27 protein-coding genes and 2 pseudogenes are annotated in these 20,180 nt (G+C 39.2%); all 29 read left to right on the forward strand.

Translation table 11 applies throughout. The features are described from left to right. The 29 genes and pseudogenes from JJN14_RS03925 (at position 1) to JJN14_RS04060 (ending at position 20,168) form a co-directional block, all read left to right on the forward strand. Positions 1–1,164 carry a class I SAM-dependent rRNA methyltransferase gene (locus tag JJN14_RS03925; RefSeq protein ID WP_201058977.1) on the forward strand — a complete coding sequence of 388 codons (1,164 nt, stop codon included), beginning with the start codon at positions 1–3 and terminating at the stop codon, positions 1,162–1,164. Further along, complete coding sequence (aroD, locus tag JJN14_RS03930; protein WP_000767765.1) at positions 1,161–1,838, forward strand: type I 3-dehydroquinate dehydratase; 678 nt, start codon at positions 1,161–1,163, stop codon at positions 1,836–1,838. The genes JJN14_RS03925 and aroD overlap by 4 nt, the downstream gene beginning before the upstream one ends. Then, on the forward strand, positions 1,828–2,682 hold the full coding sequence (locus tag JJN14_RS03935; RefSeq protein WP_201058978.1) for a shikimate dehydrogenase: 855 nt from the start codon (positions 1,828–1,830) through the stop codon (positions 2,680–2,682). The genes aroD and JJN14_RS03935 overlap by 11 nt, the downstream gene beginning before the upstream one ends. A gap of 18 nt (positions 2,683–2,700) precedes the next feature. Next, positions 2,701–3,768, forward strand: coding sequence for a 3-dehydroquinate synthase (gene aroB / locus JJN14_RS03940; protein WP_201058979.1), 1,068 nt, complete (start codon positions 2,701–2,703; stop codon positions 3,766–3,768). A gap of 9 nt (positions 3,769–3,777) precedes the next feature. Then, the gene (gene aroC / locus JJN14_RS03945; protein ID WP_201058980.1) at positions 3,778–4,944 is read left to right on the forward strand and encodes a chorismate synthase; all 1,167 of its coding nucleotides are present in this window, start codon (positions 3,778–3,780) and stop codon (positions 4,942–4,944) included. Positions 4,945–4,953: 9 nt separating this feature from the next. Continuing rightward, positions 4,954–6,057, forward strand: coding sequence for a prephenate dehydrogenase (locus JJN14_RS03950; RefSeq protein ID WP_201058981.1), 1,104 nt, complete (start codon positions 4,954–4,956; stop codon positions 6,055–6,057). A gap of 10 nt (positions 6,058–6,067) precedes the next feature. Next, the gene (locus JJN14_RS03955) at positions 6,068–6,406 is read left to right on the forward strand and encodes a YlbF/YmcA family competence regulator (protein WP_000065980.1); all 339 of its coding nucleotides are present in this window, start codon (positions 6,068–6,070) and stop codon (positions 6,404–6,406) included. A 345-nt stretch (positions 6,407–6,751) separates the two neighbouring features. Next, the gene (locus tag JJN14_RS03960) at positions 6,752–7,321 is read left to right on the forward strand and encodes a LemA family protein (RefSeq protein WP_125416435.1); all 570 of its coding nucleotides are present in this window, start codon (positions 6,752–6,754) and stop codon (positions 7,319–7,321) included. Between the two features lie 18 nt (positions 7,322–7,339). Next, positions 7,340–8,482, forward strand: a complete 1,143-nt coding sequence (locus JJN14_RS03965) for a TPM domain-containing protein (RefSeq protein WP_201058982.1) — start codon at positions 7,340–7,342, stop codon at positions 8,480–8,482. Positions 8,483–8,601: 119 nt separating this feature from the next. After that, on the forward strand, positions 8,602–9,885 hold the full coding sequence (gene aroA, locus JJN14_RS03970) for a 3-phosphoshikimate 1-carboxyvinyltransferase (RefSeq protein WP_201058983.1): 1,284 nt from the start codon (positions 8,602–8,604) through the stop codon (positions 9,883–9,885). Beyond that, entirely contained in the window at positions 9,878–10,354 is a 477-nt protein-coding gene (locus JJN14_RS03975) for a shikimate kinase (protein WP_201058984.1), read from the forward strand. Before aroA ends, JJN14_RS03975 begins: the two co-directional genes overlap by 8 nt. Further along, positions 10,351–11,199, forward strand: coding sequence for a prephenate dehydratase (gene pheA, locus JJN14_RS03980; protein WP_201058985.1), 849 nt, complete (start codon positions 10,351–10,353; stop codon positions 11,197–11,199). The genes JJN14_RS03975 and pheA overlap by 4 nt, the downstream gene beginning before the upstream one ends. Next, positions 11,196–12,506: an LCP family protein gene (locus JJN14_RS03985; protein WP_201058986.1), complete on the forward strand. Its 1,311-nt coding sequence runs from the start codon at positions 11,196–11,198 to the stop codon at positions 12,504–12,506. The genes pheA and JJN14_RS03985 overlap by 4 nt, the downstream gene beginning before the upstream one ends. 173 nt (positions 12,507–12,679) lie before the next feature. Next, positions 12,680–12,907: pseudogene (locus JJN14_RS10340) on the forward strand (IS1182 family transposase); the annotation flags it as partial. Continuing rightward, positions 12,887–13,108 (forward strand): annotated as a pseudogene (locus JJN14_RS10345) (hypothetical protein); the annotation flags it as partial. The pseudogenes JJN14_RS10340 and JJN14_RS10345, both read left to right, overlap by 21 nt. A gap of 210 nt (positions 13,109–13,318) precedes the next feature. Next, positions 13,319–13,717, forward strand: coding sequence for a DUF1310 family protein (locus JJN14_RS03995; RefSeq protein WP_201058987.1), 399 nt, complete (start codon positions 13,319–13,321; stop codon positions 13,715–13,717). Further along, positions 13,714–13,947, forward strand: coding sequence for a hypothetical protein (locus tag JJN14_RS04000; protein ID WP_070478348.1), 234 nt, complete (start codon positions 13,714–13,716; stop codon positions 13,945–13,947). The genes JJN14_RS03995 and JJN14_RS04000 overlap by 4 nt, the downstream gene beginning before the upstream one ends. 15 nt (positions 13,948–13,962) lie before the next feature. Continuing rightward, on the forward strand, positions 13,963–14,358 hold the full coding sequence (locus tag JJN14_RS04005; RefSeq protein WP_201058988.1) for a DUF1310 family protein: 396 nt from the start codon (positions 13,963–13,965) through the stop codon (positions 14,356–14,358). After that, a complete protein-coding gene (locus JJN14_RS04010) occupies positions 14,355–14,591 on the forward strand; it encodes a hypothetical protein (RefSeq protein WP_201058989.1) in 237 nt (78 codons plus the stop codon). Before JJN14_RS04005 ends, JJN14_RS04010 begins: the two co-directional genes overlap by 4 nt. A 15-nt stretch (positions 14,592–14,606) precedes the next feature. Further along, positions 14,607–14,990: a DUF1310 family protein gene (locus tag JJN14_RS04015; RefSeq protein ID WP_115904200.1), complete on the forward strand. Its 384-nt coding sequence runs from the start codon at positions 14,607–14,609 to the stop codon at positions 14,988–14,990. After that, positions 14,990–15,220, forward strand: coding sequence for a hypothetical protein (locus JJN14_RS04020; protein WP_201058990.1), 231 nt, complete (start codon positions 14,990–14,992; stop codon positions 15,218–15,220). The genes JJN14_RS04015 and JJN14_RS04020 overlap by 1 nt, the downstream gene beginning before the upstream one ends. A 15-nt stretch (positions 15,221–15,235) precedes the next feature. Continuing rightward, entirely contained in the window at positions 15,236–15,637 is a 402-nt protein-coding gene (locus tag JJN14_RS04025) for a DUF1310 family protein (protein WP_201058991.1), read from the forward strand. Continuing rightward, positions 15,630–15,866: a hypothetical protein gene (locus JJN14_RS04030; RefSeq protein ID WP_201058992.1), complete on the forward strand. Its 237-nt coding sequence runs from the start codon at positions 15,630–15,632 to the stop codon at positions 15,864–15,866. Before JJN14_RS04025 ends, JJN14_RS04030 begins: the two co-directional genes overlap by 8 nt. Positions 15,867–15,881: 15 nt before the next feature. Further along, the gene (locus tag JJN14_RS04035; protein WP_201058993.1) at positions 15,882–16,283 is read left to right on the forward strand and encodes a DUF1310 family protein; all 402 of its coding nucleotides are present in this window, start codon (positions 15,882–15,884) and stop codon (positions 16,281–16,283) included. Continuing rightward, positions 16,276–17,499 carry an Mbeg1-like protein gene (locus tag JJN14_RS04040; RefSeq protein ID WP_201058994.1) on the forward strand — a complete coding sequence of 408 codons (1,224 nt, stop codon included), beginning with the start codon at positions 16,276–16,278 and terminating at the stop codon, positions 17,497–17,499. Before JJN14_RS04035 ends, JJN14_RS04040 begins: the two co-directional genes overlap by 8 nt. Continuing rightward, positions 17,481–17,891 (forward strand): hypothetical protein, encoded by a 411-nt coding sequence (locus JJN14_RS04045; RefSeq protein WP_201058995.1) that lies wholly within the window; start codon positions 17,481–17,483, stop codon positions 17,889–17,891. The genes JJN14_RS04040 and JJN14_RS04045 overlap by 19 nt, the downstream gene beginning before the upstream one ends. A 3-nt stretch (positions 17,892–17,894) precedes the next feature. Beyond that, the gene (locus JJN14_RS04050) at positions 17,895–18,188 is read left to right on the forward strand and encodes a hypothetical protein (protein ID WP_201058996.1); all 294 of its coding nucleotides are present in this window, start codon (positions 17,895–17,897) and stop codon (positions 18,186–18,188) included. A 178-nt stretch (positions 18,189–18,366) separates the two neighbouring features. Further along, positions 18,367–19,203 (forward strand): LicD family protein, encoded by an 837-nt coding sequence (locus JJN14_RS04055; RefSeq protein ID WP_201058997.1) that lies wholly within the window; start codon positions 18,367–18,369, stop codon positions 19,201–19,203. Next, positions 19,200–20,168, forward strand: coding sequence for a glycosyltransferase family 2 protein (locus JJN14_RS04060; RefSeq protein ID WP_201058998.1), 969 nt, complete (start codon positions 19,200–19,202; stop codon positions 20,166–20,168). Before JJN14_RS04055 ends, JJN14_RS04060 begins: the two co-directional genes overlap by 4 nt. The last annotated feature ends 12 nt before the right edge of the window (positions 20,169–20,180 follow it).

The raw sequence follows: 20,180 nt of genomic DNA on the forward strand, positions 1-20,180 counted from the left end.
ATGAATAGAATAAGAGTCAGCAAGCGGGTTGAAAAAAAGCTTGCCAAAGGTCTGGTTTTGCTAGAAGCCAGCGATCTTGAGAATGTCAATCTCAAGGATCAGGAAGTAGAAGTCCATAGTCAAGATGGAACCTTTCTTGGGACTGCCTACCTTTCCCAACAAAATAAGGGCCTGGGCTGGTTTGTTAGCAAAGACAAGGTGACCTTCAATCAAGCTTTCTTTGAAACGCTATTTAGACAAGCTAAAGAAAAGAGAAAAGCCTACTATCAAGATGATTTGACAACTGCCTTTCGTCTCTTTAACCAAGAGGGAGATGGCTTTGGTGGTCTGACAGTGGACCTTTATGGCGACTATGCTGTCTTTTCTTGGTATAACTCTTATGTTTATCAGATTCGTAAGACTATATCAGAAGCCTTTAGACAGGTTTTTCCTGAGGTCTTAGGGACCTATGAGAAGATCCGCTTTAAGGGTTTGGACTATGAATCAGCCCATGTTTATGGTCAAGAAGCACCTGACTTTTTCACTGTTCTGGAAAATGGTGTTCTGTATCAAGTCTTTATGAATGATGGCTTGATGACAGGGATTTTCCTAGACCAGCACGAGGTTCGTGGTAGCTTGGTTGACGGTTTGGCTATGGGCAAATCCTTGCTCAATATGTTTTCCTACACAGCAGCCTTTTCAGTAGCTGCGGCTATGGGAGGAGCAAGTCAGACAACTTCTGTTGACCTAGCCAAACGTTCACGAGAATTGTCTCAAGCGCATTTTCAGGCAAATGGGCTCAGCACAGATGACCATCGTTTTATAGTCATGGACGTCTTTGAGTATTTCAAATATGCCAAACGCAAATGCCTGACCTACGATGTGATTGTCCTAGATCCGCCTAGCTTTGCTCGGAACAAAAAACAAACGTTCTCTGTGGCCAAGGATTATCACAAGTTGATATCCCAGAGTCTTGAGATTTTAAATCCGGGCGGTATTATTATTGCTAGCACCAATGCTGCCAATGTATCCCGCCAGAAATTTACAGAACAAATTGATAAAGGCTTTGCAGGAAGAAATTACCAGATTTTAAATAAATACGGTCTTCCAGCGGATTTCGCCTATAATAAAAAAGATGAAAGTAGTAATTACCTCAAGGTGATTAGTATGAAGGTTAGTAAATGAAATTAATCGTTTCAGTAATGCCAAGAAGTTTAGAGGAGGCTCAGGCTCTGGATGCCACAAGGTATCTGGATGCCGACATCATTGAATGGCGTGCCGACTATCTGCCTAAGGAAGCGATTTTGCAGGTGGCTCCAGCTATTTTTGAAAAATTCGCAGGCCGTGAGTTGGTTTTTACATTGCGAACTCGCTCTGAAGGGGGAGAAATCGACCTTTCTCCAGAAGAATATATCCATCTAATCAAGGAAGTGGCGCAACTCTATCAACCAGACTATATTGATTTTGAGTACTATAGCTACAAGGATGTTTTTGAGGAAATGCTGGACTTTCCAAATCTCGTTTTGAGTTACCATAATTTCCAAGAAACACCTGAAAACATGATGGAAATCTTGTCAGAGTTGACGAGCCTAAATCCAAAACTTGTTAAGGTTGCGGTGATGGCTCATACGGAGCAGGATGTCTTAGACTTGATGAACTATACACGAGGCTTTAAAACCCTCAATCCTGAACAGGAATATGTGACCATTTCTATGGGCAAGGTGGGCAAGGTTTCTCGTATCACTGCGGATGTGACAGGTTCTAGCTGGTCTTTTGCCAGTCTGGATGAGGCTAGTGCCCCAGGGCAGATTTCCTTAGCTAACATGAAAAAAATCAGGGAGATTTTGGATGAAGCTTGATGGCTATACACGTTTAGCTGCCGTTGTTGCCAATCCTATTAAGCATTCGATTTCCCCCTTTATTCACAATAGGGCCTTTGGGGAGACAGCTACCAATGGTGTTTATGTGGCTTGGGAGATTGAAGCGAGTGACTTGGCAGAAACAGTGGCTAATATTCGTCGCTACCAGATGTTTGGTATCAACCTATCCATGCCCTATAAGGAGCAAGTGATTCCTTATTTGGATGAGCTGAGTGACGAAGCGCGCTTGATTGGTGCGGTTAATACGGTTGTCAATGAAAATGGCAATTTAATTGGATATAATACAGATGGCAAGGGATTTTTTAAGAGCTTGCCTTCTTTTACAATTTCAGGTAAAAAGATGACCCTGCTGGGTGCAGGTGGTGCGGCCAAGTCTATCTTGGCACAAGCTATTTTGGATGGTGTCAGTCAGATTTCTGTCTTTGTTCGTTCAGTTTCTATGGAAAAAACAAGACCTTATCTAGACAAGTTACAGGAGCAGACAGGCTTTAAAGTGGATTTGTATGCTTTAGAAGATGTTCCTGAACTGCAAGCAAGGATTGCTGAGTCTGATTTACTGGTCAATGCCACCAGTGTGGGCATGGATGGTCAATCATCTCCAGTTCCTGAAAACATTGTTCTATCAGAAACTCTCTTAGTAGCAGATATCATTTACCAACCATTTGAAACACCATTTTTAAAATGGGCCAGAAGTCAGGGTAATTCAGCCGTCAATGGTCTGGGAATGTTGCTCTATCAAGCTGCAGAAGCTTTTCAACTGTGGACAGGCAGGGAAATGCCGACAGAAGAAATTTGGCAGTCCTTAACAGAAAAATACCAATAAAGAAAGGGAGATTCTCCTATGAAAATCAGAATCGATATTCCTCATCATCCTTATGATATTCAGATTGAAAAAGGCTGTCTGGCTCAGGCTGGTCAATGGTTGCGAGAACTCTGGCAACCACAAAAGGTAGTCATTGTGACAGATAACCATGTAGCTTCTCTTTATGCAGAGAAGGTCAAGCTCAGCCTAGAAGATGCTGGTTTTCAGGTAGCTGTTTTTGACTTTTTAGAAGGGGAAGAAAGAAAGAATTTAACCACTGTCCAGAAAGTCTATGAATTTCTAGTTAAGCAGGGGTTGACTCGTAGCGATGGAATCGTGGCTCTTGGTGGCGGTGTCGTTGGGGACCTGGCTGGCTTTGTAGCCTCTACCTATATGCGGGGTATTCATTTTGTTCAGATACCGACTAGCTTGACAGCCCAGGTGGATTCTTCTATCGGCGGAAAGACGGGTGTTAATACTCCATTTGCTAAAAATATGGTGGGGACCTTTGCCCAACCAGATGGGGTTCTGATTGACCCGCTTGTCCTTGAAACGCTCGGAAAAAGAGAGTTGATTGAAGGAATGGGTGAGGTTATTAAGTACGGCTTGATTGAGGATCCAGTACTTTGGGCTCTCTTGACGGAGCTAGATGGTTCTGTAGAGAGCATTCTGGAACATGCAGAGACTTTGATTGAACATTCTTGCCAGGTTAAGCGTAAGATGGTAGTTGAGGATGAGTTGGACAATGGTGTACGCCTTTACCTCAACTTTGGCCACACTATTGGTCATGCCATCGAAGCAACGGCTGGTTATGGCAAGGTCATGCATGGAGAAGCTGTGGCCATGGGCATGGTGCAGATTTCCAAGGTGGCTGAGGAAAAAGGCCTCATGCCAGCTGGCATTACACAGTCCATCACAGAAATGTGTCAGAAATTTGGCTTGCCTGTTGATTATGAAAACTGGGATGTTGACAAGCTTTATCAGGCTTTGACTCATGATAAGAAGGCGCGTGGCAATACCTTGAAATTGGTCTTGGTGCCAGAGCTTGGTTCAGCGACCATTCACTCAGTTTCTCTGGAAGAGATGAAAGACTACTTGGTAAAATAAGGAGAGTGTATGAGATATTTAACTGCAGGAGAATCACACGGTCCCCGTCTGACAGCTATCATTGAGGGAATTCCAGCTGGACTTCCTTTGACAGCTGAGGATATCAATGAGGATTTGAAACGTCGTCAGGGTGGATACGGCCGCGGTGGCCGTATGAAGATTGAGAGTGACCAGGTTGTCTTCACTTCGGGTGTTCGCCACGGGAAGACGACTGGGGCTCCTATTACCATGGATGTCATCAATAAGGACCATCAGAAATGGCTGGATATCATGTCTGCTGAGGACATTGAAGACCGCCTTAAAAGCAAACGAAAAATCACCCATCCTCGTCCCGGTCATGCCGATTTAGTTGGGGGGATCAAGTACCGTTTTGACGATTTGCGAAATTCCTTGGAACGCTCATCAGCTCGTGAAACCACCATGCGGGTAGCAGTTGGGGCAGTAGCCAAACGCCTCTTGGCTGAGCTGGATATGGAGATTGCCAACCATGTCGTTGTCTTTGGTGGCAAGGAAATCGATGTTCCTGAGAATCTCACAGTTTCTGAGATTAAGGAACGAGCTGCCCAGTCTGAAGTTTCTATTGTCAACCAAGAACGAGAACAGGAAATCAAGGACTATATTGACCAAATTAAACGTGACGGTGATACCATCGGTGGAGTTGTCGAGACAGTCGTCGGAGGTGTTCCAGTCGGCCTAGGTTCCTATGTCCAATGGGACAGAAAATTGGATGCGCGATTGGCCCAAGCAGTTGTTTCTATCAATGCCTTTAAAGGGGTGGAATTTGGTCTTGGCTTTGAAGCTGGTTACCGTAAAGGCAGCCAAGTTATGGATGAAATTCTCTGGTCTAAAGAAGACGGCTATACTCGTCGTACTAACAATCTTGGCGGTTTTGAAGGTGGTATGACTAATGGGCAACCGATCGTTGTTCGTGGTGTCATGAAACCCATTCCTACTCTTTATAAGCCTCTTATGAGTGTGGATATCGAAACCCATGAACCCTACAAGGCAACTGTGGAGAGAAGTGATCCGACTGCTCTTCCAGCAGCAGGTGTGGTCATGGAAGCTGTTGTGGCAACGATTCTGGCACAAGAAATCCTTGAAAAATTCTCATCAGATAATCTTGAGGAACTAAAAGAAGCGGTAGCCCAACACCGAGACTATACAAAGAACTATTAAGGAGTTCCTATGGCAAAAACAGTCTATATCGCAGGTCTTGGATTGATTGGAGCCTCGATGGCACTTGGTATCAAACGCGGTCATCCAGATTATGAAATTTTAGGTTATAATCGCAGTCAAGCTTCGAGAGATATCGCCTTGAAAGAAGGCATGATTGACCGTGCAACGGATGATTTTGCCAGTTTTGCTCCTTTGGCAGATATCATCATTCTCAGCTTGCCAATCAAACAAACCATTGCTTTCATTAAGGAATTGGCCAACTTGGACTTGAAAGAAGGGGTCATTATTTCAGATGCTGGTTCAACCAAGTCAGCCATTGTGGATACGGCGGAGAACTATTTGGCTAGCAAGTCGATTCGTTTTGTAGGAGCCCATCCTATGGCTGGTAGTCACAAGACAGGGGCTGCTTCTGCAGATGTCAATCTCTTTGAAAATGCCTATTATATCTTTACACCTTCGAGCCTGACAAGTCAGGACACGCTTGAGGAAATGAAGGACTTGCTTTCAGGTCTTCATGCTCGCTTTATCGAGATTGATGCCAAGGAGCATGATCGGGTAACTTCTCAGATTAGCCATTTTCCTCATATTCTGGCTTCTAGTCTCATGGAACAGACCGCGGTCTATGCTCAAGAACATGAGATGGCAAGACGCTTTGCGGCAGGTGGTTTTCGAGATATGACCCGAATTGCAGAAAGCGAGCCAGGTATGTGGACTTCTATTCTATTGTCCAATCGTGAGACTATCCTAGAGAGAATTGAGGATTTCAAGGAACGTTTAGATGAGGTTGGTCAGGCTATCAGCAAGGGAAATGAGGAGCAGATTTGGAACTTTTTCAACCAAGCGCGTGAGCAACGTCAGGCCATGGAAATTCATAAGCGTGGTGGAGTGGACAGTTCTTACGACCTCTATGTTGACGTTCCCGATGAAGAAGATGTCATCCTGAGGATTTTGGAATTGCTACGAGGAACTTCCTTGGTCAATATTCATATCAACGAGGAAAACCGTGAGGATATTCACGGGATTCTACAAATTTCATTTAAAAACGCTCAAGACTTGGAAAGAGCTGAGCATCTCATAACAGAAAACACTGACTACACAGTTGTCATCAAATAAGGAGAAGAACATGTCAAATATTTACGATAGTGCAAACGAACTCAGTCGCGGTCTACGCGAATTACCAGAATACAAGGCTGTCAAAGCAGCTAAAGATGCTATTTCAGCAGATGCTGAGGCAAGCAAAATTTTTACAGAATATGTTGCTTTCCAAGAGGAAATTCAAAGACTGGCACAGACAGGTCAAATGCCAGACGCTTCCTTTCAAGCGAAAATGGAAGGCTTTGGCAAGCAGATTCAGGGGAACAGCCTCTTGTCAGAATTCTTTACTAAGCAACAACAATTGGCAATTTACCTTTCTGACATTGAAAAAATTGTTTTTGAACCAGTTTCAGAATTGCTAAAATAAGAAAATTATTTTGTTCATTATTTATAGGTGTTTTCTTAAGCGTATGATTATTATTGGTAACTACTGTATTAGTTAGAGTTATTAGCGTGGTTCGTTTAAGAATGACTGTGGGGATGAATGTCTTTACTAATAAACAAAATACAAAACAAATTAAATAGGCTATTGAAAATCATATCTATAGGACAAAACGAATTTGAATGTTTCTAACTATTATTTTCTACTTCAATTGATAAGTTAGAAATTTTTGATGAGATAATAAATATAGAAACAATTATGAAAGAGAATGAAATTTTTATTATCGATAAATAGTAGATAAATGATGAACAATAGAAAATAGGAAAAAATATGTCAAAAAAATTAATTGCTCTAATAGGAGTTCCTGTAGGAATTATCTTCATCAGTATTATAGTGTTGGCAGGTTCGTACAATAGTCTTGTTAGCAAAGATGAATCTGTGAAACAGGCTAACTCGAAGATTGAAGTGGCACTTCAACGTAGAGCTGACTTAATTCCAAATGTTGTAAATTCTGTAAAAGGATATATGAAGCACGAGGAGGACATCTTTACAAAGATTGCGGATGCTCGTTCTAAGATTGGATCAGGAAATAAAGAAACCAAAAGTGAAGGGGAGAGCGAATTAACTTCTGCCATTTCTCGATTACTAGTGGTTCAAGAAAATTATCCTGAGTTAAAAGCTGATACACAAGTGTCTTCTCTAATATCAGAGCTTGAGGGAACTGAAAATCGTTTGTTTGTTGCTCGTAAAGATTACAACGATACTGCAACAGAATATAATAAGACCATTAGACGTTTTCCTACTAATATGATAGCTAGTTTGTTTGGTTTCCAAAGAGCTGAGTTAATTGAAGCAGAGAAAGATGCAAAGGTGGTCCCTAAAGTCAATTTAACTGATTAGTCTTGTGGGGTATCTCCTATGAAAAAGTTACTTTTACTCTTAATTACCCCTTTATTCTTTTTTATGCCTCTTGTTGCGGCTAATATAGCTGTTCCAGATCGTCCTTTAAATGGTATTTACGATCCTAACGGTTATTTAACCACTAGTGTTGCAGAAACGTTAGAGAGTATGAATGCTGGAAGTGAAACCCAAGTAGGTATTTACATTGTAGATACTCTGGACGGTTCCAGCATCGAAGAGGTAGCCAATGAGGTTGCACGCAAATGGAAAGTTGGGAAACAAGATTCCAACAGTGGAATTTTAATTGCTATTGCTATAAAGGATAGAAAGTTTCGTATTGAAACATCCAACGAAGCAGCAATTTGGCTTACTGACTCTATGGCCAGTTCCTTACTAAATGATTCTAAGCCATACATGAAAGAAGGGAAATATACTGATGCCCTTAACAAAATTCTAGTAGGCATTTCTAAAGCGGAGTCTAGAAAAGCTGAAATCATAAACAAGAAGGAAAATAATCGACTTCCAAAAAGCTATGAAAAATCATTAAAAAATAATGAAGGCTTTAGTAAGTACTTCGATTACATTCCGTTTCCGATATTGTTCTATCTGTTGTTCTTTCTTTTACTAAGTTTAGCAACGTGGATCAAGTACTTAAAAAGATGCCGCTTTTCTAAGTATGAGTACGAGGGAAAGGGTAAGCTGTATCCAGATTTTCCTGACTTTGTACCTAATGATACGTGGACTGAAGAACGTAAATCTGACTATAAAAAAAATAAGCGTTTAATTAGGTCTCAATATCAGTATGAAGGTTTTAACAAACTATATCCAGACTCAAAAGGTTTTCTACCTAATGACACCTGGACTACATTACTTATAGAAGCATACTACGCAGAAGTTGAAAGAAAGCACCTAGATAGGCTTAATCGCTCTCAATACTCTTATAATGGGAAGGGGAAACTCTATCCAAACGATAAAGATTTTGTGAGGAATGCTTCTTGGACTTCCGAGCTCACAAAAAGCTACTATGCTTCACAAAGAGTACAGTCAAGTTCTTATGGTAGATCAGATTCATATGATTCTGGTAGTTCTAGTTCATCATGGTCTTCAGATGATTGGGGTGGCGGTGGATTTGATGGTGGTGGTTCTTCAGATAGTTGGTAAATGAAAATGAAAAGAATTGCTAAAATAAGAAAATAACTATCATAAAGTCAGAAATTTTTAAGGAATTTCTGGCTTTTTATGATAAAATAGGTAAAAGTATTGCAAGTATGAGGTCCAGTATGAAACTAAAAACAAACATTAGCCACTTACATGGCAGTATCCGAGTTCCAGGTGATAAGTCTATCAGCCACCGTTCCATTATCTTTGGAAGTTTGGCTGAGGGTGATACCAAGGTTTATGATATATTGCGTGGTGAGGACGTGCTCTCAACTATGCAGGTTTTTCGTGACCTTGGTGTTGTTATTGAGGATAAAGACGATGTGATCACTATTCAAGGTGTAGGCATGGATGGCTTAAAAGCGCCGCAAAATGCCCTTGATATGGGAAATTCTGGCACCTCGATTCGCTTGATTTCAGGTGTTCTTGCTGGTGCAGACTTTGAAGTAGAAATGTTTGGAGATGATAGTCTTTCCAAACGTCCTATGGATCGTGTGACCCTTCCGCTGAAAAAAATGGGCGTTAGTATTTCGGGACAAACTGAGCGAGACCTTCCTCCCCTTCATTTAAAAGGGACGAAAAACCTAAGACCTATTTATTATGAGTTGCCGATTGCCTCTGCTCAAGTCAAGTCAGCCTTGATGTTTGCGGCCTTGCAGGCTCAGGGGGAGTCTGTTATTATCGAAAAAGAGTGCACTCGTAATCATACGGAAGATATGTTACAACAATTTGGTGGTCATTTAAGTGTGGATGGTAAGAAAATCACAGTCCAAGGGCCTCAAAAACTGACTGGACAAAAGGTAATTGTTCCAGGAGATATTTCCAGTGCAGCCTTTTGGTTGGTCGCAGGTTTGATTGTTCCAAATTCTCGTGTAGTGCTGAAGAATGTTGGTATTAACGAAACGCGTACAGGTATCATCGATGTCATTCGTGCCATGGGTGGAAAACTAGAAATAACTGAAATTGACCCAGTCGCTAAATCTGCAACATTGACTGTTGAGTCTTCTGACTTGAAAGGAACAGAGATTGGTGGCGCTTTTATTCCACGCTTGATTGATGAATTGCCAGTTATCGCTCTACTTGCGACCCAAGCCCAAGGTGTAACAGTTATCAAGGATGCTGAGGAGCTCAAGGTCAAGGAAACAGACCGCATTCAGGTTGTGGCAGACGCTTTAAATAGCATGGGTGCGGATATCACACCTACAGCAGATGGAATGATTATCAAAGGAAAATCAGCCCTTCACGGTGCTAGAGTCAATACTTTTGGAGACCACCGTATCGGAATGATGACAGCCATTGCAGCCCTCTTGGTTGCTGATGGAGAAGTGGAGCTTGACCGTGCTGAAGCTATCAATACCAGCTATCCTAGCTTCTTTGATGATTTGGAGAGCTTGATTCATGACTAAGGTATTACTCGGATTTATGGGAGCTGGCAAATCGACTATTGCAAGAGGCTTGGACCCTAATTACCTTGATATGGATGCCCTGATTGAGAAACGCTTAGGTATGTCCATTGCGGAATTTTTCGTGGAAAAGGGAGAAGAAGCCTTTCGTCAGATAGAATCAGAAGTCCTAGCTGATTTACTACAAAGAGACCAAGTTGTGTCAACTGGTGGAGGAGTGGTCGTTTCTCAGCGAAATCGTGACTTACTAAAGACAAATTCTGATAATATCTACCTGAAAGCTGATTTTGACACCCTCTACCAACGCATATCAGCTGATAAGGACAATCAGCGCCCGCTTTTTCTAAATAATAGCAAGGAAGAATTAGCAGCTATTTTCCAAGAAAGACAGGCTTTGTATGAGGAAGTGGCTAGTCGGATTTTGGATGTGACCGAGCTAAGCCCAGAGGAAATTATAGAGGAACTGAGATGAAAATTGCTTATCTAGGTCCCAAGGGATCATTTTCACACCATGTTGTGCAGACAGCTTTTCCTCAGGAGGAATTGCAGGCCTTTGCCAATATTACAGATGTCATCAAGGCCTATGAGCAAGGTTTGGTGGACTATTCTGTGGTGCCAGTTGAAAATTCTATCGAGGGTAGTGTTCATGAAACCTTGGACTACCTTTTTCATCAGGCTCGCATTCAAGCAGTAGCAGAAATCGTTCAGCCTATTCATCAGCAGTTGATGGTGGTTCCAGGTCATACTAAGATTGAAAAGATTTTTTCACATCCACAGGCCTTGGCTCAAGGAAAGAAATTCATCGATGAACAATATCCAGAGGCCCAAATCGAGGTAACAGCTAGTACAGCTTATGCGGCTCGTTTTATTTCTGAACATCCAGACCAGCCTTATGCAGCGATTGCACCAAGAAGTTCTGCTGAAGAATATGGCTTGGAACTGATTGCCGAGGATATTCAAGAAATGGAAGCCAATTTCACACGTTTCTGGGTTTTGGGAGCTGAAAAGTCTTCTATTCCCTTGAAAGCACAAACTGAGAAAATGACTTTGGCCTTGACCTTACCGGACAACCTTCCAGGTGCCCTTTATAAGGCTCTGTCGACCTTTGCTTGGAGAGGAATTGACCTGACAAAAATTGAAAGTCGGCCACTCAAGACAGCACTGGGCGAATACTTTTTCATTATTGATGTGGACTATGCTGATAAGGACTTGGTCCACTTTGCCCAAAAAGAATTAGAAGCCATCGGAATCCAGTATAAGGTTCTGGGTGCCTATCCCATTTATCCAATATCAGACCATGGAAAGGAGAGAAGATGAGTAAAGAAAATCCTTTAAGCCATCACGAGCAGTTACGTTATGACTATCTTTTTAAGAACATTCATTACCTCAATGAGCGAGAGAAAAAAGAGTTTGCTTACCTGCAAGGTAAGTTAAATATGGCTAGTGGTAGTGAAGTTTCTCCAGAAATTCATAATGAAAATCACGATATGGAAGATTCTTTCATGGAACCAATCAATCAGTCTCCTCTTCCAACCTACGGTAACCGTAGTCGTGCAAAAAAATATCAGAAAAGTCATCCTCTTCCAAAGGTTAAGTCCAAAAAACGTAAGATTCGTTGGGGGCGCATTTTTGCAGGATTGCTTGCTCTTCTGGCCTGTGTCGGTTTTGGCATGATTTTTATGTTCCTAAAAGGCTATTCAAATGCGGATCCAAACAAACCTGCCAATGCTAAGGCAGCTCAAGTAGAAGTTTTTCATGGTCAAGATACCAAGGATGGGGTTAATATTTTGATTATGGGGACGGATGGACGGATTGGCCAAAATAGTGCTGAAACAAGAACGGACTCTATTATGGTCTTAAACGTTGGTGGCTCAGATAAGAAAATTAAGCTGGTCAGCTTCATGCGTGATAACTTAGTTTATATTGATGGATATAGTAAGATTATCAATGGAAAGAAACAAACAGATAACAAGTTAAATGTAGCCTATGAACTAGGGGAACAGGAAGGCCAAAAAGGAGCAGAAATGGTTCGCCAAGTATTGAAAGATAATTTTGACTTGGACATTAAGTACTATGCCTTGGTTGATTTTCAGGCCTTTGCAACCGCTATTGACACTCTCTTCCCTGACGGGGTGACGATTGATGCCAAATTCTCAACCTTAGAAGGTCAACCTTTAACCGAAGCTACGGTGGGAGATGACTTGCATGCTACAGAAACAGAGTCTCCAACCCAGACTATCAAAGTTGGAAAACAGCAGATGAACGGTTCAACCTTGCTCAATTATGCTCGCTTCCGTGATGATGATGAAGGTGATTACGGTCGTACTAAGAGACAACAGCAAGTGCTGACAGCTGTTCTGCAGCAACTCAAGGATCCAACTAAACTTTTTACTGGATCAGAAGCACTTGGTAAGGTCTTTGGGATGACCTCTACGAATGTTCCCTATAGTTTCTTATTGACAAATGGTTTATCCTTCCTAGATGGAGCGCAAAATGGCATTGAGAGATTAACGGTTCCAGAACTAGGTGATTGGGTAGATGATTATGATGTTTATGGAGGACAGGCACTCTTAGTAGACCAAAATAAATATCAAACTAAACTTTCTCAAATGGGAATGAGATAAGATAAGACAAAATTCCAAATAAAAAAACTATACTTTAAATATAAAATAACGATCCTTGGACAATAGTCCCTTATCTCCAAAAAAAGCAACGGATTTGCCGTTGCTTTTTTACATGGTTGTGATAGTCTTTGTAAAATAGAATTGCTTAATAAACCATTTAGAAAGTCTATCCCATGCCTATTCACTATAACACAAATCAAACAACTATACCACTAGAAATCAGTTCTTTCTTACCACAAGATCATCTTGTCTTTACTATTGAAAAAGTGGTGAATACCTTGGAAGATTGTCACTTCGACGCCTTCTATCATGCCTTTGGTTACCCATTTTATCACCCTAAAATGCTTGTATCTACTCTTTTATTTTCCTATTTACAAGAGATTCTCTCTGGTCAAGAAATTGCTAATGAAGAGTATACAAGTTATTCTGACTTACCACAAGATCATCTTGTCTTTACTATTGAAAAAGTGGTGAATACCTTGGAAGATTGTCACTTCGACGCCTTCTATCATGCCTTTGGTTACCCATTTTATCACCCTAAAATGCTTGTATCTACTCTTTTATTTTCCTATTTACAAGAGATTCTCTCTGGTCAAGAAATTGCTAATGAAGAGTATACAAGTTATTCTGAAACAGATCCTTTGAAAATTAAAAACGATAAAGGAAAGAAAAACATCGGTATAGTCCGTCAGGTGATAGAAAACGAGACAGGAATAAAGGTTTACGTAGTTGTGAGTTCAGACAAATCTTTATGGTATACTATAAGTAAATCAGCACTTGATATATTTGTAAAATAACATAAAGGAGATGTCATGAAGCCATTAAAAATTGTAGGAATCATTTTAGCTAGTTTTTTGGTTATTGTTGGATTAAGCATAGGAGGATATAAAGTAATGCAAAAAGTAGAACACGATGAGATGGCGAGAATTGTTAAAAGTGAGGAAGTCAAAAAGATTGTTGAAAATAAACTTAAATATCTAGATAGTGAGACCTTAACAAAAGAAGGTACAATAAAATCGTATGAAATTGATATCGACTCAATTAAGCATAATCCCATGGGTGGTATTGATTTTAAAGTATATGTAAATTCAGATAAAAAACTAAGAGTGATGTATGGATTAGAGAAAGATAGCACTACCGGAAAAATTGAATATTCAGGTGGCGGCTATTCTGCTCAACTTGCAGAATTGTTAAAAAAGGTGAAAAAATGATACAAAAATATACGGAACATGATAGACAAAAAATTGCTGCTAGAGAATATACGGAGTATACGAAAGATGATCCAATTGATATTGGAACTGATAACAATCCTAATGTAATCGGCACAGTTCGTCAGGTGATTGAAAACGAGACAGGGTTGAAGGTTTATGTAGTTGAGAGTCCAGACAAATCTTTACGGTATACTATAAGTAAATCAGTACATGATATATTTGTAAAATAACATAAAGGAGACGTCATGAAACCATTAAAAATTGTAGGAATTGTTTTAGCTAGTTTATTAGTTATCGTTGGATTAAGCGTAGGAGGATTTAAAGTGATGAAACAAGCAGAACATGATGAGATGGTGAGAATTGTAGAGAGTGAGGAAGTCAAAGAAATAATAGAGGATTATTTGAATTACATAGATGGGAAAGCTTTTACAAATAAAGGAGTAATCCAGTCTTATGAAATAGATACAGAATCTATTCAACATAACCCTATGGGGGGAATAAATTTTTCTGTTTATGTAAATGAAGATAATGAACTATATGTAAGGTATACCCTAGAGAAAAACTCGCAAACAAATAAGGTGGATTTTTCCAGTGGGGGATACTCGGGGAAATTGCACAATCTGATAAAGGAGAAACAATGAGTAGAGACTACAGTGATTATGAGCGACAAAGTATAGCAAATGAGGAGTATTCAGTCTATGAATCTAGTGATCCTCTGACTATTAAAAACGATAAAGGAGAGCTAGAAGACATAGGCACAGTCCGTCAGGTAATAGAAAACGAGACAGGATTGAAGGTTTACGTAGTTGTGAGTCCAGACAAATCTTTATGGTATACTATAAGTAAATCAGTACTTGATATATTTGTAAAATAACATAAAGGAGATGTCATGAGGTTATTAAAAATTATAGGAATCGTTTTAGCTAGTTTATTAGTTATTGTTGGATTAAGTGTAGGAGGATATAAAGTGATGAAAAAAGTAGAACACGATGAGATGGTGAGAATTGTAGAGAGTGAGGAAACGAAAGAGATTTTTAAAGTGCGCTTAAAACAAATAGATCCGAATGCTCTAACAGAAAAAGGAATTATTAAATCATATAAAGTTGATTCTTTTGAACATAATCCAATGGGAGGAATAATTGTTTATTTGTATATAAATGATTCTTCAAGTTATAAAGTTAGTGTTTTCTTACATAAAGATAGTGATGGTAAATTAAGAAATGGCGGTGGGAGTAATCCACCTCTGGAAAAATTAAAGGGAGACTCAAACTGATGAATTCTATGTATAGCGACTATGAACGAAAGTTAATTGCTGAAAAAGAATATGATAATACATTACAAGTTGATAATGATATTTATATAGAAACTCGAAAAAGTTCCATCAGCACAGTCCGTCAGGTGATCGAAAACGAGACAGGATTGAAGGTTTATGTAGTTGAGAGTCCAGACAAATCTTTACGGCATACTATAAGTAAATCAGTGCATGATATATTTGTAAAATAACATAAAGGAGACGTCATGAAACCATTAAAAATTGTAGGAATTGTTTTAGCTAGTTTATTAGTTATCGTTGGATTAAGTATAGGAGGATACAAGGTGATGAAAAAGGTAGAACAAGACGAGATGGTGAGAATTGTAGAGAGTGAGGAAGTCAAAAAGATCATAGAAGATAACCTAAAGCTGAGGCATAAAGGGGCACTTGAAGAAGGAAATATTATCCAGAATTATGATATAGATATTAATTCCATTTTTCATAGTCCAATGGGAGGGATCAAATTTAAAATTTATATAAATAATGACGAAGAATTATATGTATTTTTCACTATTAATAAAGATAGAAGTAGCGGAAAGTTAGTTAATGATGGTGGAGGAAGCTCTGCTAAATTTAAAAAAATAATAACGGAGAGAAAAAGTGAGTAGACAGTATAGTGATCATGAACGTCAAAAAATTGCCAATGAAGAATATACAAAGTATTCTGAAACAGAGTCTATGGAAATCATAAATGATAAAGGAGAGATAGAAGATATCGGTACAGTCCGTCAGGTGATAGAAAACGAGACAGGAATAAAGATTTACGTAGTTGAGAGTCCAGACCGATATTTATGGTATACTATAAGTAAATCAGTGCATGATATATTTGTAAAATAACATAAAGGAGATGTCATGAGGTTATTAAAAATTATAGGAATTGTTTTAGCTAGTTTATTAGTTATTGTTGGATTAAGCGTAGGAGGATACAAGGTGATGAAAAAAGTAGAACAAGACGAGATGGTGAGAATTGTAGAGGGTGAGGAAGTCAAAAAAATCATAGAAGATGATTTGAAAGAAATGGACCAATTTTCTTTAACAAATAAAGGAAAAATAAAGTCTTATCAAATTGATGATAAATCCATCCATCATAGTCCAATGGGAGGGATCAAATTTAAAATTTATATAAATAATGACGAAGAATTATATGTATTTTTCACTATTAATAAAGATAGAAGTAGCGGAAAGTTAGTTAATGATGGCGGAGGAAACTCTGCTAAATTTGAGAAAATGATAACGGAGGGGAAAAGTGAGTAGACAGTATAGTGATCATGAACGTCAAAAAATTGCTAATGAAGAGTATACAAGTTATTCTGAAACAGATCCCTTGAAAATCATAAACGATAAAGGAAAGAAAGAAACCATCGGTACAGTCCGTCAGGTGATAGAAAACGAGACAGGAATAAAGGTTTACGTAGTTGAGAGTCCAGACCAATCTGAAGTGTCCGTTCTTTACGAAGGTTCTAAAGCGCCATTTGATGAAGGATGGGAAGTGGATTGGCTTGCAAATGATATTCCCATGGCTCAAAATATTTTGAAAGGTGAAGAAGGGGTGACTTCTCAGTTGAAGGCGGCGGCATCTATCTTAGATGATATAATGTTGGAATATCCAAACGCTAAAATCTCAGTTTATGGTCACTCTCTTGGTTCTATGAATGCTCAATACGCCCTAGCTAATGTTAGGGACATTTCACGTATTTCAGGAGCTTATATCTACCAAGGCCCGAATATCTATCCGGTCTTGACCAAAGAACAGCGGCAGCGTGTGGATGCGATAAAGTATCGTATTCATAATTATGTTGATGATAAAGATTTGGTTCCTATAGGTTACCCTAAAAATAGAATGGATAGTGTCGGTGTTGTAGGGATGATGCATCATGTGGACTCTGTACAACAGGTAGATTTTGTATATTCTCAACACTTGTGGGGCGGTTATGTTTTTAATGAAGATGGTAGTCTTAAAATTAAGAATGATCGTTCATCGTTTGAAAAACGGTATTCATCTGGTTTGGATAAGGTTTCCAGCGGCTTGTATGACTATGCAAAGGCTAAAGAGGCATTGGCTTCAGGCGGTTATACGAGTGGTGAGAAACTCTTTTTAGACTCCGAACAGGCCTTAACGATTTCATCGGGATTGCATGAAGTCGCAAATGCTGGTCATGAAGAGATTTGCTCCATAGTTCATAAAGCTCACCAAGAAGCAGAGAAAATAGTAGCGAGCACTTATCACGTTCCCTTTGGTTTTATTTTATCACCTACAGAGGTGGCGACAGCCTATTCTGATGGAGGAGTATCTCGTACGACAATCGTAGATGATCTTGATCATTATTTCTATCCAAAAATCAAAAAATCAGAAAAACTAGCCGAAGATTTTCAAAGTTTAGAAAAGCAAATAGCAGATGGTGTCCAAAAAAAATTGGAAGATGATAAAGAGTTAGCAGGGAATTTTAAAGAATGGATGAAAATCAAGTAATCTGGCAGGAATTAAGAACAAAGCAAAACCATTTAGATTTATTAGATGAACGCAATCGTTCTATTCGCCAACAAAGAGAAGAACAATTTGAAAACCTTCAGCAAAAACGGAACCAATTGTTGCATATGATGGAAAGAAAGTATCAGATGATGCAGCATTACCTAGGACAAGTGGACGTGGATACTACTGAGGAAAGAGCACGATTAAACAGAATAGCTTCGGACTTTAGCCAAGCAGTATCTATAGGATTTATAAGAAATCAGCGCGCTTTGGAACAAAGTATTGAAAAAGAAGAGATTGAGTATAGACGAGAACGACGAAAATTAGAAGAGGATATAGATACCTTACATCGTCGAAAGATGAAACTTGATCAAGAAAAAAAGAAGGGATAGCTTATGTTTGATGAAATGATTAATGATTTCTTCTCAGGAGTGAACAATAATATGATTGAGATTCAGAAGGGACTAGAACGTTTACTAATCAGTCATATCTATTCACCGATCAAATTGAATGAGCGTAATAATTTGATGTCAGATGGTGACTTTAAGATCAAAACAGAAGTTCTAGCAACAAAGACAGCACTAGGGATGATTTCTAGTCAACTCGATACAACTATGAAAGGAGCTTATTCGACAAAGGTTGTTGAGACTTTGAAGACGAAAGAAAAAGATTATGATACGATTGTGTAGAGATGAATATTCTACAATTGGAATTAGATAGGAGACTAATATAGGAAAAATCAAGGTTCGAATCACCAGTAAAATAGTGGTTTGAACTTTGATTTTTCTTAGTGTTTGATGGATTTTTAAGGCTTTTTTATGGTATAATAAAACGATATAACTCGTTATTGAACAGAAGAGGAGAGACATGAGTGATTTGAAAGCGATTCAGGCTCGTAGTCTGGAAATGGCTGAATATTTCGCCGCATTTTGTAAAGAACATGATTTGCTTTGTTATCTTTGTGGTGGAGGTGCTATTGGTGCCCTTCGAAACAAGGGTTTCATTCCTTGGGATGATGATCTAGATTTTTTTATGCCCCGTAAGGATTATGAAAAATTGGCAGAATTATGGCCTCGTTATGCAGATGAGCGTTATTTCTTGTCAAAGAGTAACAAGGATTTTGTCGATCGCAATCTTTTTATTACTATTCGTGACAAGGAAACTACCTGCATTAAACCTTACCAGCAAGATTTGGATTTGCCACATGGTTTGGCCTTAGATGTTTTGCCTTTGGATTATTATCCTAAAAATCCAGCTGAGCGGAAAAAACAGGTTCGTTGGGCCCTGATCTATTCTCTTTTTTGTGCGCAAACTGTTCCAGAAAAGCATGGCGCACTTATGAAATGGGGGAGTCGCATTTTACTCGGTTTGACACCAAAATCTCTTCGTTATCGCATTTGGAAAAAAGCTGAGAAAGAAATGACCAAGTACAGTCTGGCTGAGAGCGATGGAATCACGGAGTTATGCTCCGGTCCTGGCTACATGAGAAACAAGTACCCAATCGCATCCTTTGAAGATAATCTCTTCTTGCCATTTGAAGAGACAGAGATGCCCATTCCAGTTGGCTACGATGCCTATCTCAGCACTGCTTTTGGTGATTATATGACACCTCCACCAGCAGATAAGCAGGTGCCGCATCATGATGCTGTTATCGCTGATATGGATAAGAGTTATAGAGAGTACAAGGGAGAATATGGAGCATGATGGGAGAAAAAATAAGCGTTATCGTTCCAGTCTACAATGTAGAAAACTATTTGGAACGATGTGTGGAGTCAATTCTTCATCAGACTTATACCAATTTTGAACTAATCCTAATAAATGATGGGTCTACTGATTCTAGTGGAAAGATCTGTGATGATTTAGCAAATCAGTATGAGAATATCAAGGTTTACCATATCGAAAATGCTGGTGTTTCTAATGCAAGAAATCTTGGAATTCAGCTAGCGACAGGTGCTTGGATAACTTTTATTGATAGCGATGATTTCGTCACCAATGATTATCTAGCTACTTTAGCTAGTGCAGTTGAGGGAGAACATGTAGGTTTTGTGATTGCTCCTCTACACCATATCAAAAATGGCATTGTAACAGACCTTCCTCTACATTCTGGAAAAACAGAACTCTGGTCAACAGAAGAAACCATGAAGGAACTACTGATGACTACCAGAACGTCATTTTTTCCAGTCGCAAAACTGTTTAAGAGAGACCTGCTTGCGGATGAAAAGTTTAATACAAATTATCACCTGGCTGAAGATGCCCTATTTTTAACTGAATTGTTACTAAAGACAAGATGTAGTAGCGTATTTATTGACAAACCGATTTATTATTATGATCATCGTGAGGGAAGTGCGACAACATCTGTTAATCGGTATGTATTTGATACGATAGAAGTTTATAAGCAAATAATTGCTCAAGTTTCACAAGTCTTCCCTAATTTAAAATATGAATTAATAAACAGAGAGTGTTGGTCGTACATCACAGTTTACGATAAAATTATCTTTACTTCACGTGGAGAGTATCAAAAGGAGAAAGCCGAGCTGAGGACTTGGATTGTTCAGCATCGACGTGAAATATGGAAGGATGCTTATTTCACTACTTTTCGCAAGGTAGCGATCCTCTCACTTGTCATTTCTCCATGGCTATATAAGAAAATTGTTGGATTAAAAAACTAATATCATGAGAAG

This window comes from Streptococcus mitis, from assembly GCF_016658865.1.
Classification (GTDB): domain Bacteria; phylum Bacillota; class Bacilli; order Lactobacillales; family Streptococcaceae; genus Streptococcus; species Streptococcus mitis_BT.

Coding starts and splice junctions, on each gene's coding strand:
- JJN14_RS03925 (WP_201058977.1), top strand. CDS start 1: ATGAATAGAATAAGAGTCAGCAAGCGGGTTGAAAAAAAGCTTGCCAAA.
- aroD (WP_000767765.1), top strand. CDS start 1,161: ATGAAATTAATCGTTTCAGTAATGCCAAGAAGTTTAGAGGAGGCTCAG.
- JJN14_RS03935 (WP_201058978.1), top strand. CDS start 1,828: ATGAAGCTTGATGGCTATACACGTTTAGCTGCCGTTGTTGCCAATCCT.
- aroB (WP_201058979.1), top strand. CDS start 2,701: ATGAAAATCAGAATCGATATTCCTCATCATCCTTATGATATTCAGATT.
- aroC (WP_201058980.1), top strand. CDS start 3,778: ATGAGATATTTAACTGCAGGAGAATCACACGGTCCCCGTCTGACAGCT.
- JJN14_RS03950 (WP_201058981.1), top strand. CDS start 4,954: ATGGCAAAAACAGTCTATATCGCAGGTCTTGGATTGATTGGAGCCTCG.
- JJN14_RS03955 (WP_000065980.1), top strand. CDS start 6,068: ATGTCAAATATTTACGATAGTGCAAACGAACTCAGTCGCGGTCTACGC.
- JJN14_RS03960 (WP_125416435.1), top strand. CDS start 6,752: ATGTCAAAAAAATTAATTGCTCTAATAGGAGTTCCTGTAGGAATTATC.
- JJN14_RS03965 (WP_201058982.1), top strand. CDS start 7,340: ATGAAAAAGTTACTTTTACTCTTAATTACCCCTTTATTCTTTTTTATG.
- aroA (WP_201058983.1), top strand. CDS start 8,602: ATGAAACTAAAAACAAACATTAGCCACTTACATGGCAGTATCCGAGTT.
- JJN14_RS03975 (WP_201058984.1), top strand. CDS start 9,878: ATGACTAAGGTATTACTCGGATTTATGGGAGCTGGCAAATCGACTATT.
- pheA (WP_201058985.1), top strand. CDS start 10,351: ATGAAAATTGCTTATCTAGGTCCCAAGGGATCATTTTCACACCATGTT.
- JJN14_RS03985 (WP_201058986.1), top strand. CDS start 11,196: ATGAGTAAAGAAAATCCTTTAAGCCATCACGAGCAGTTACGTTATGAC.
- JJN14_RS03995 (WP_201058987.1), top strand. CDS start 13,319: ATGAAGCCATTAAAAATTGTAGGAATCATTTTAGCTAGTTTTTTGGTT.
- JJN14_RS04000 (WP_070478348.1), top strand. CDS start 13,714: ATGATACAAAAATATACGGAACATGATAGACAAAAAATTGCTGCTAGA.
- JJN14_RS04005 (WP_201058988.1), top strand. CDS start 13,963: ATGAAACCATTAAAAATTGTAGGAATTGTTTTAGCTAGTTTATTAGTT.
- JJN14_RS04010 (WP_201058989.1), top strand. CDS start 14,355: ATGAGTAGAGACTACAGTGATTATGAGCGACAAAGTATAGCAAATGAG.
- JJN14_RS04015 (WP_115904200.1), top strand. CDS start 14,607: ATGAGGTTATTAAAAATTATAGGAATCGTTTTAGCTAGTTTATTAGTT.
- JJN14_RS04020 (WP_201058990.1), top strand. CDS start 14,990: ATGAATTCTATGTATAGCGACTATGAACGAAAGTTAATTGCTGAAAAA.
- JJN14_RS04025 (WP_201058991.1), top strand. CDS start 15,236: ATGAAACCATTAAAAATTGTAGGAATTGTTTTAGCTAGTTTATTAGTT.
- JJN14_RS04035 (WP_201058993.1), top strand. CDS start 15,882: ATGAGGTTATTAAAAATTATAGGAATTGTTTTAGCTAGTTTATTAGTT.
- JJN14_RS04045 (WP_201058995.1), top strand. CDS start 17,481: ATGGATGAAAATCAAGTAATCTGGCAGGAATTAAGAACAAAGCAAAAC.
- JJN14_RS04050 (WP_201058996.1), top strand. CDS start 17,895: ATGTTTGATGAAATGATTAATGATTTCTTCTCAGGAGTGAACAATAAT.
- JJN14_RS04055 (WP_201058997.1), top strand. CDS start 18,367: ATGAGTGATTTGAAAGCGATTCAGGCTCGTAGTCTGGAAATGGCTGAA.
- JJN14_RS04060 (WP_201058998.1), top strand. CDS start 19,200: ATGATGGGAGAAAAAATAAGCGTTATCGTTCCAGTCTACAATGTAGAA.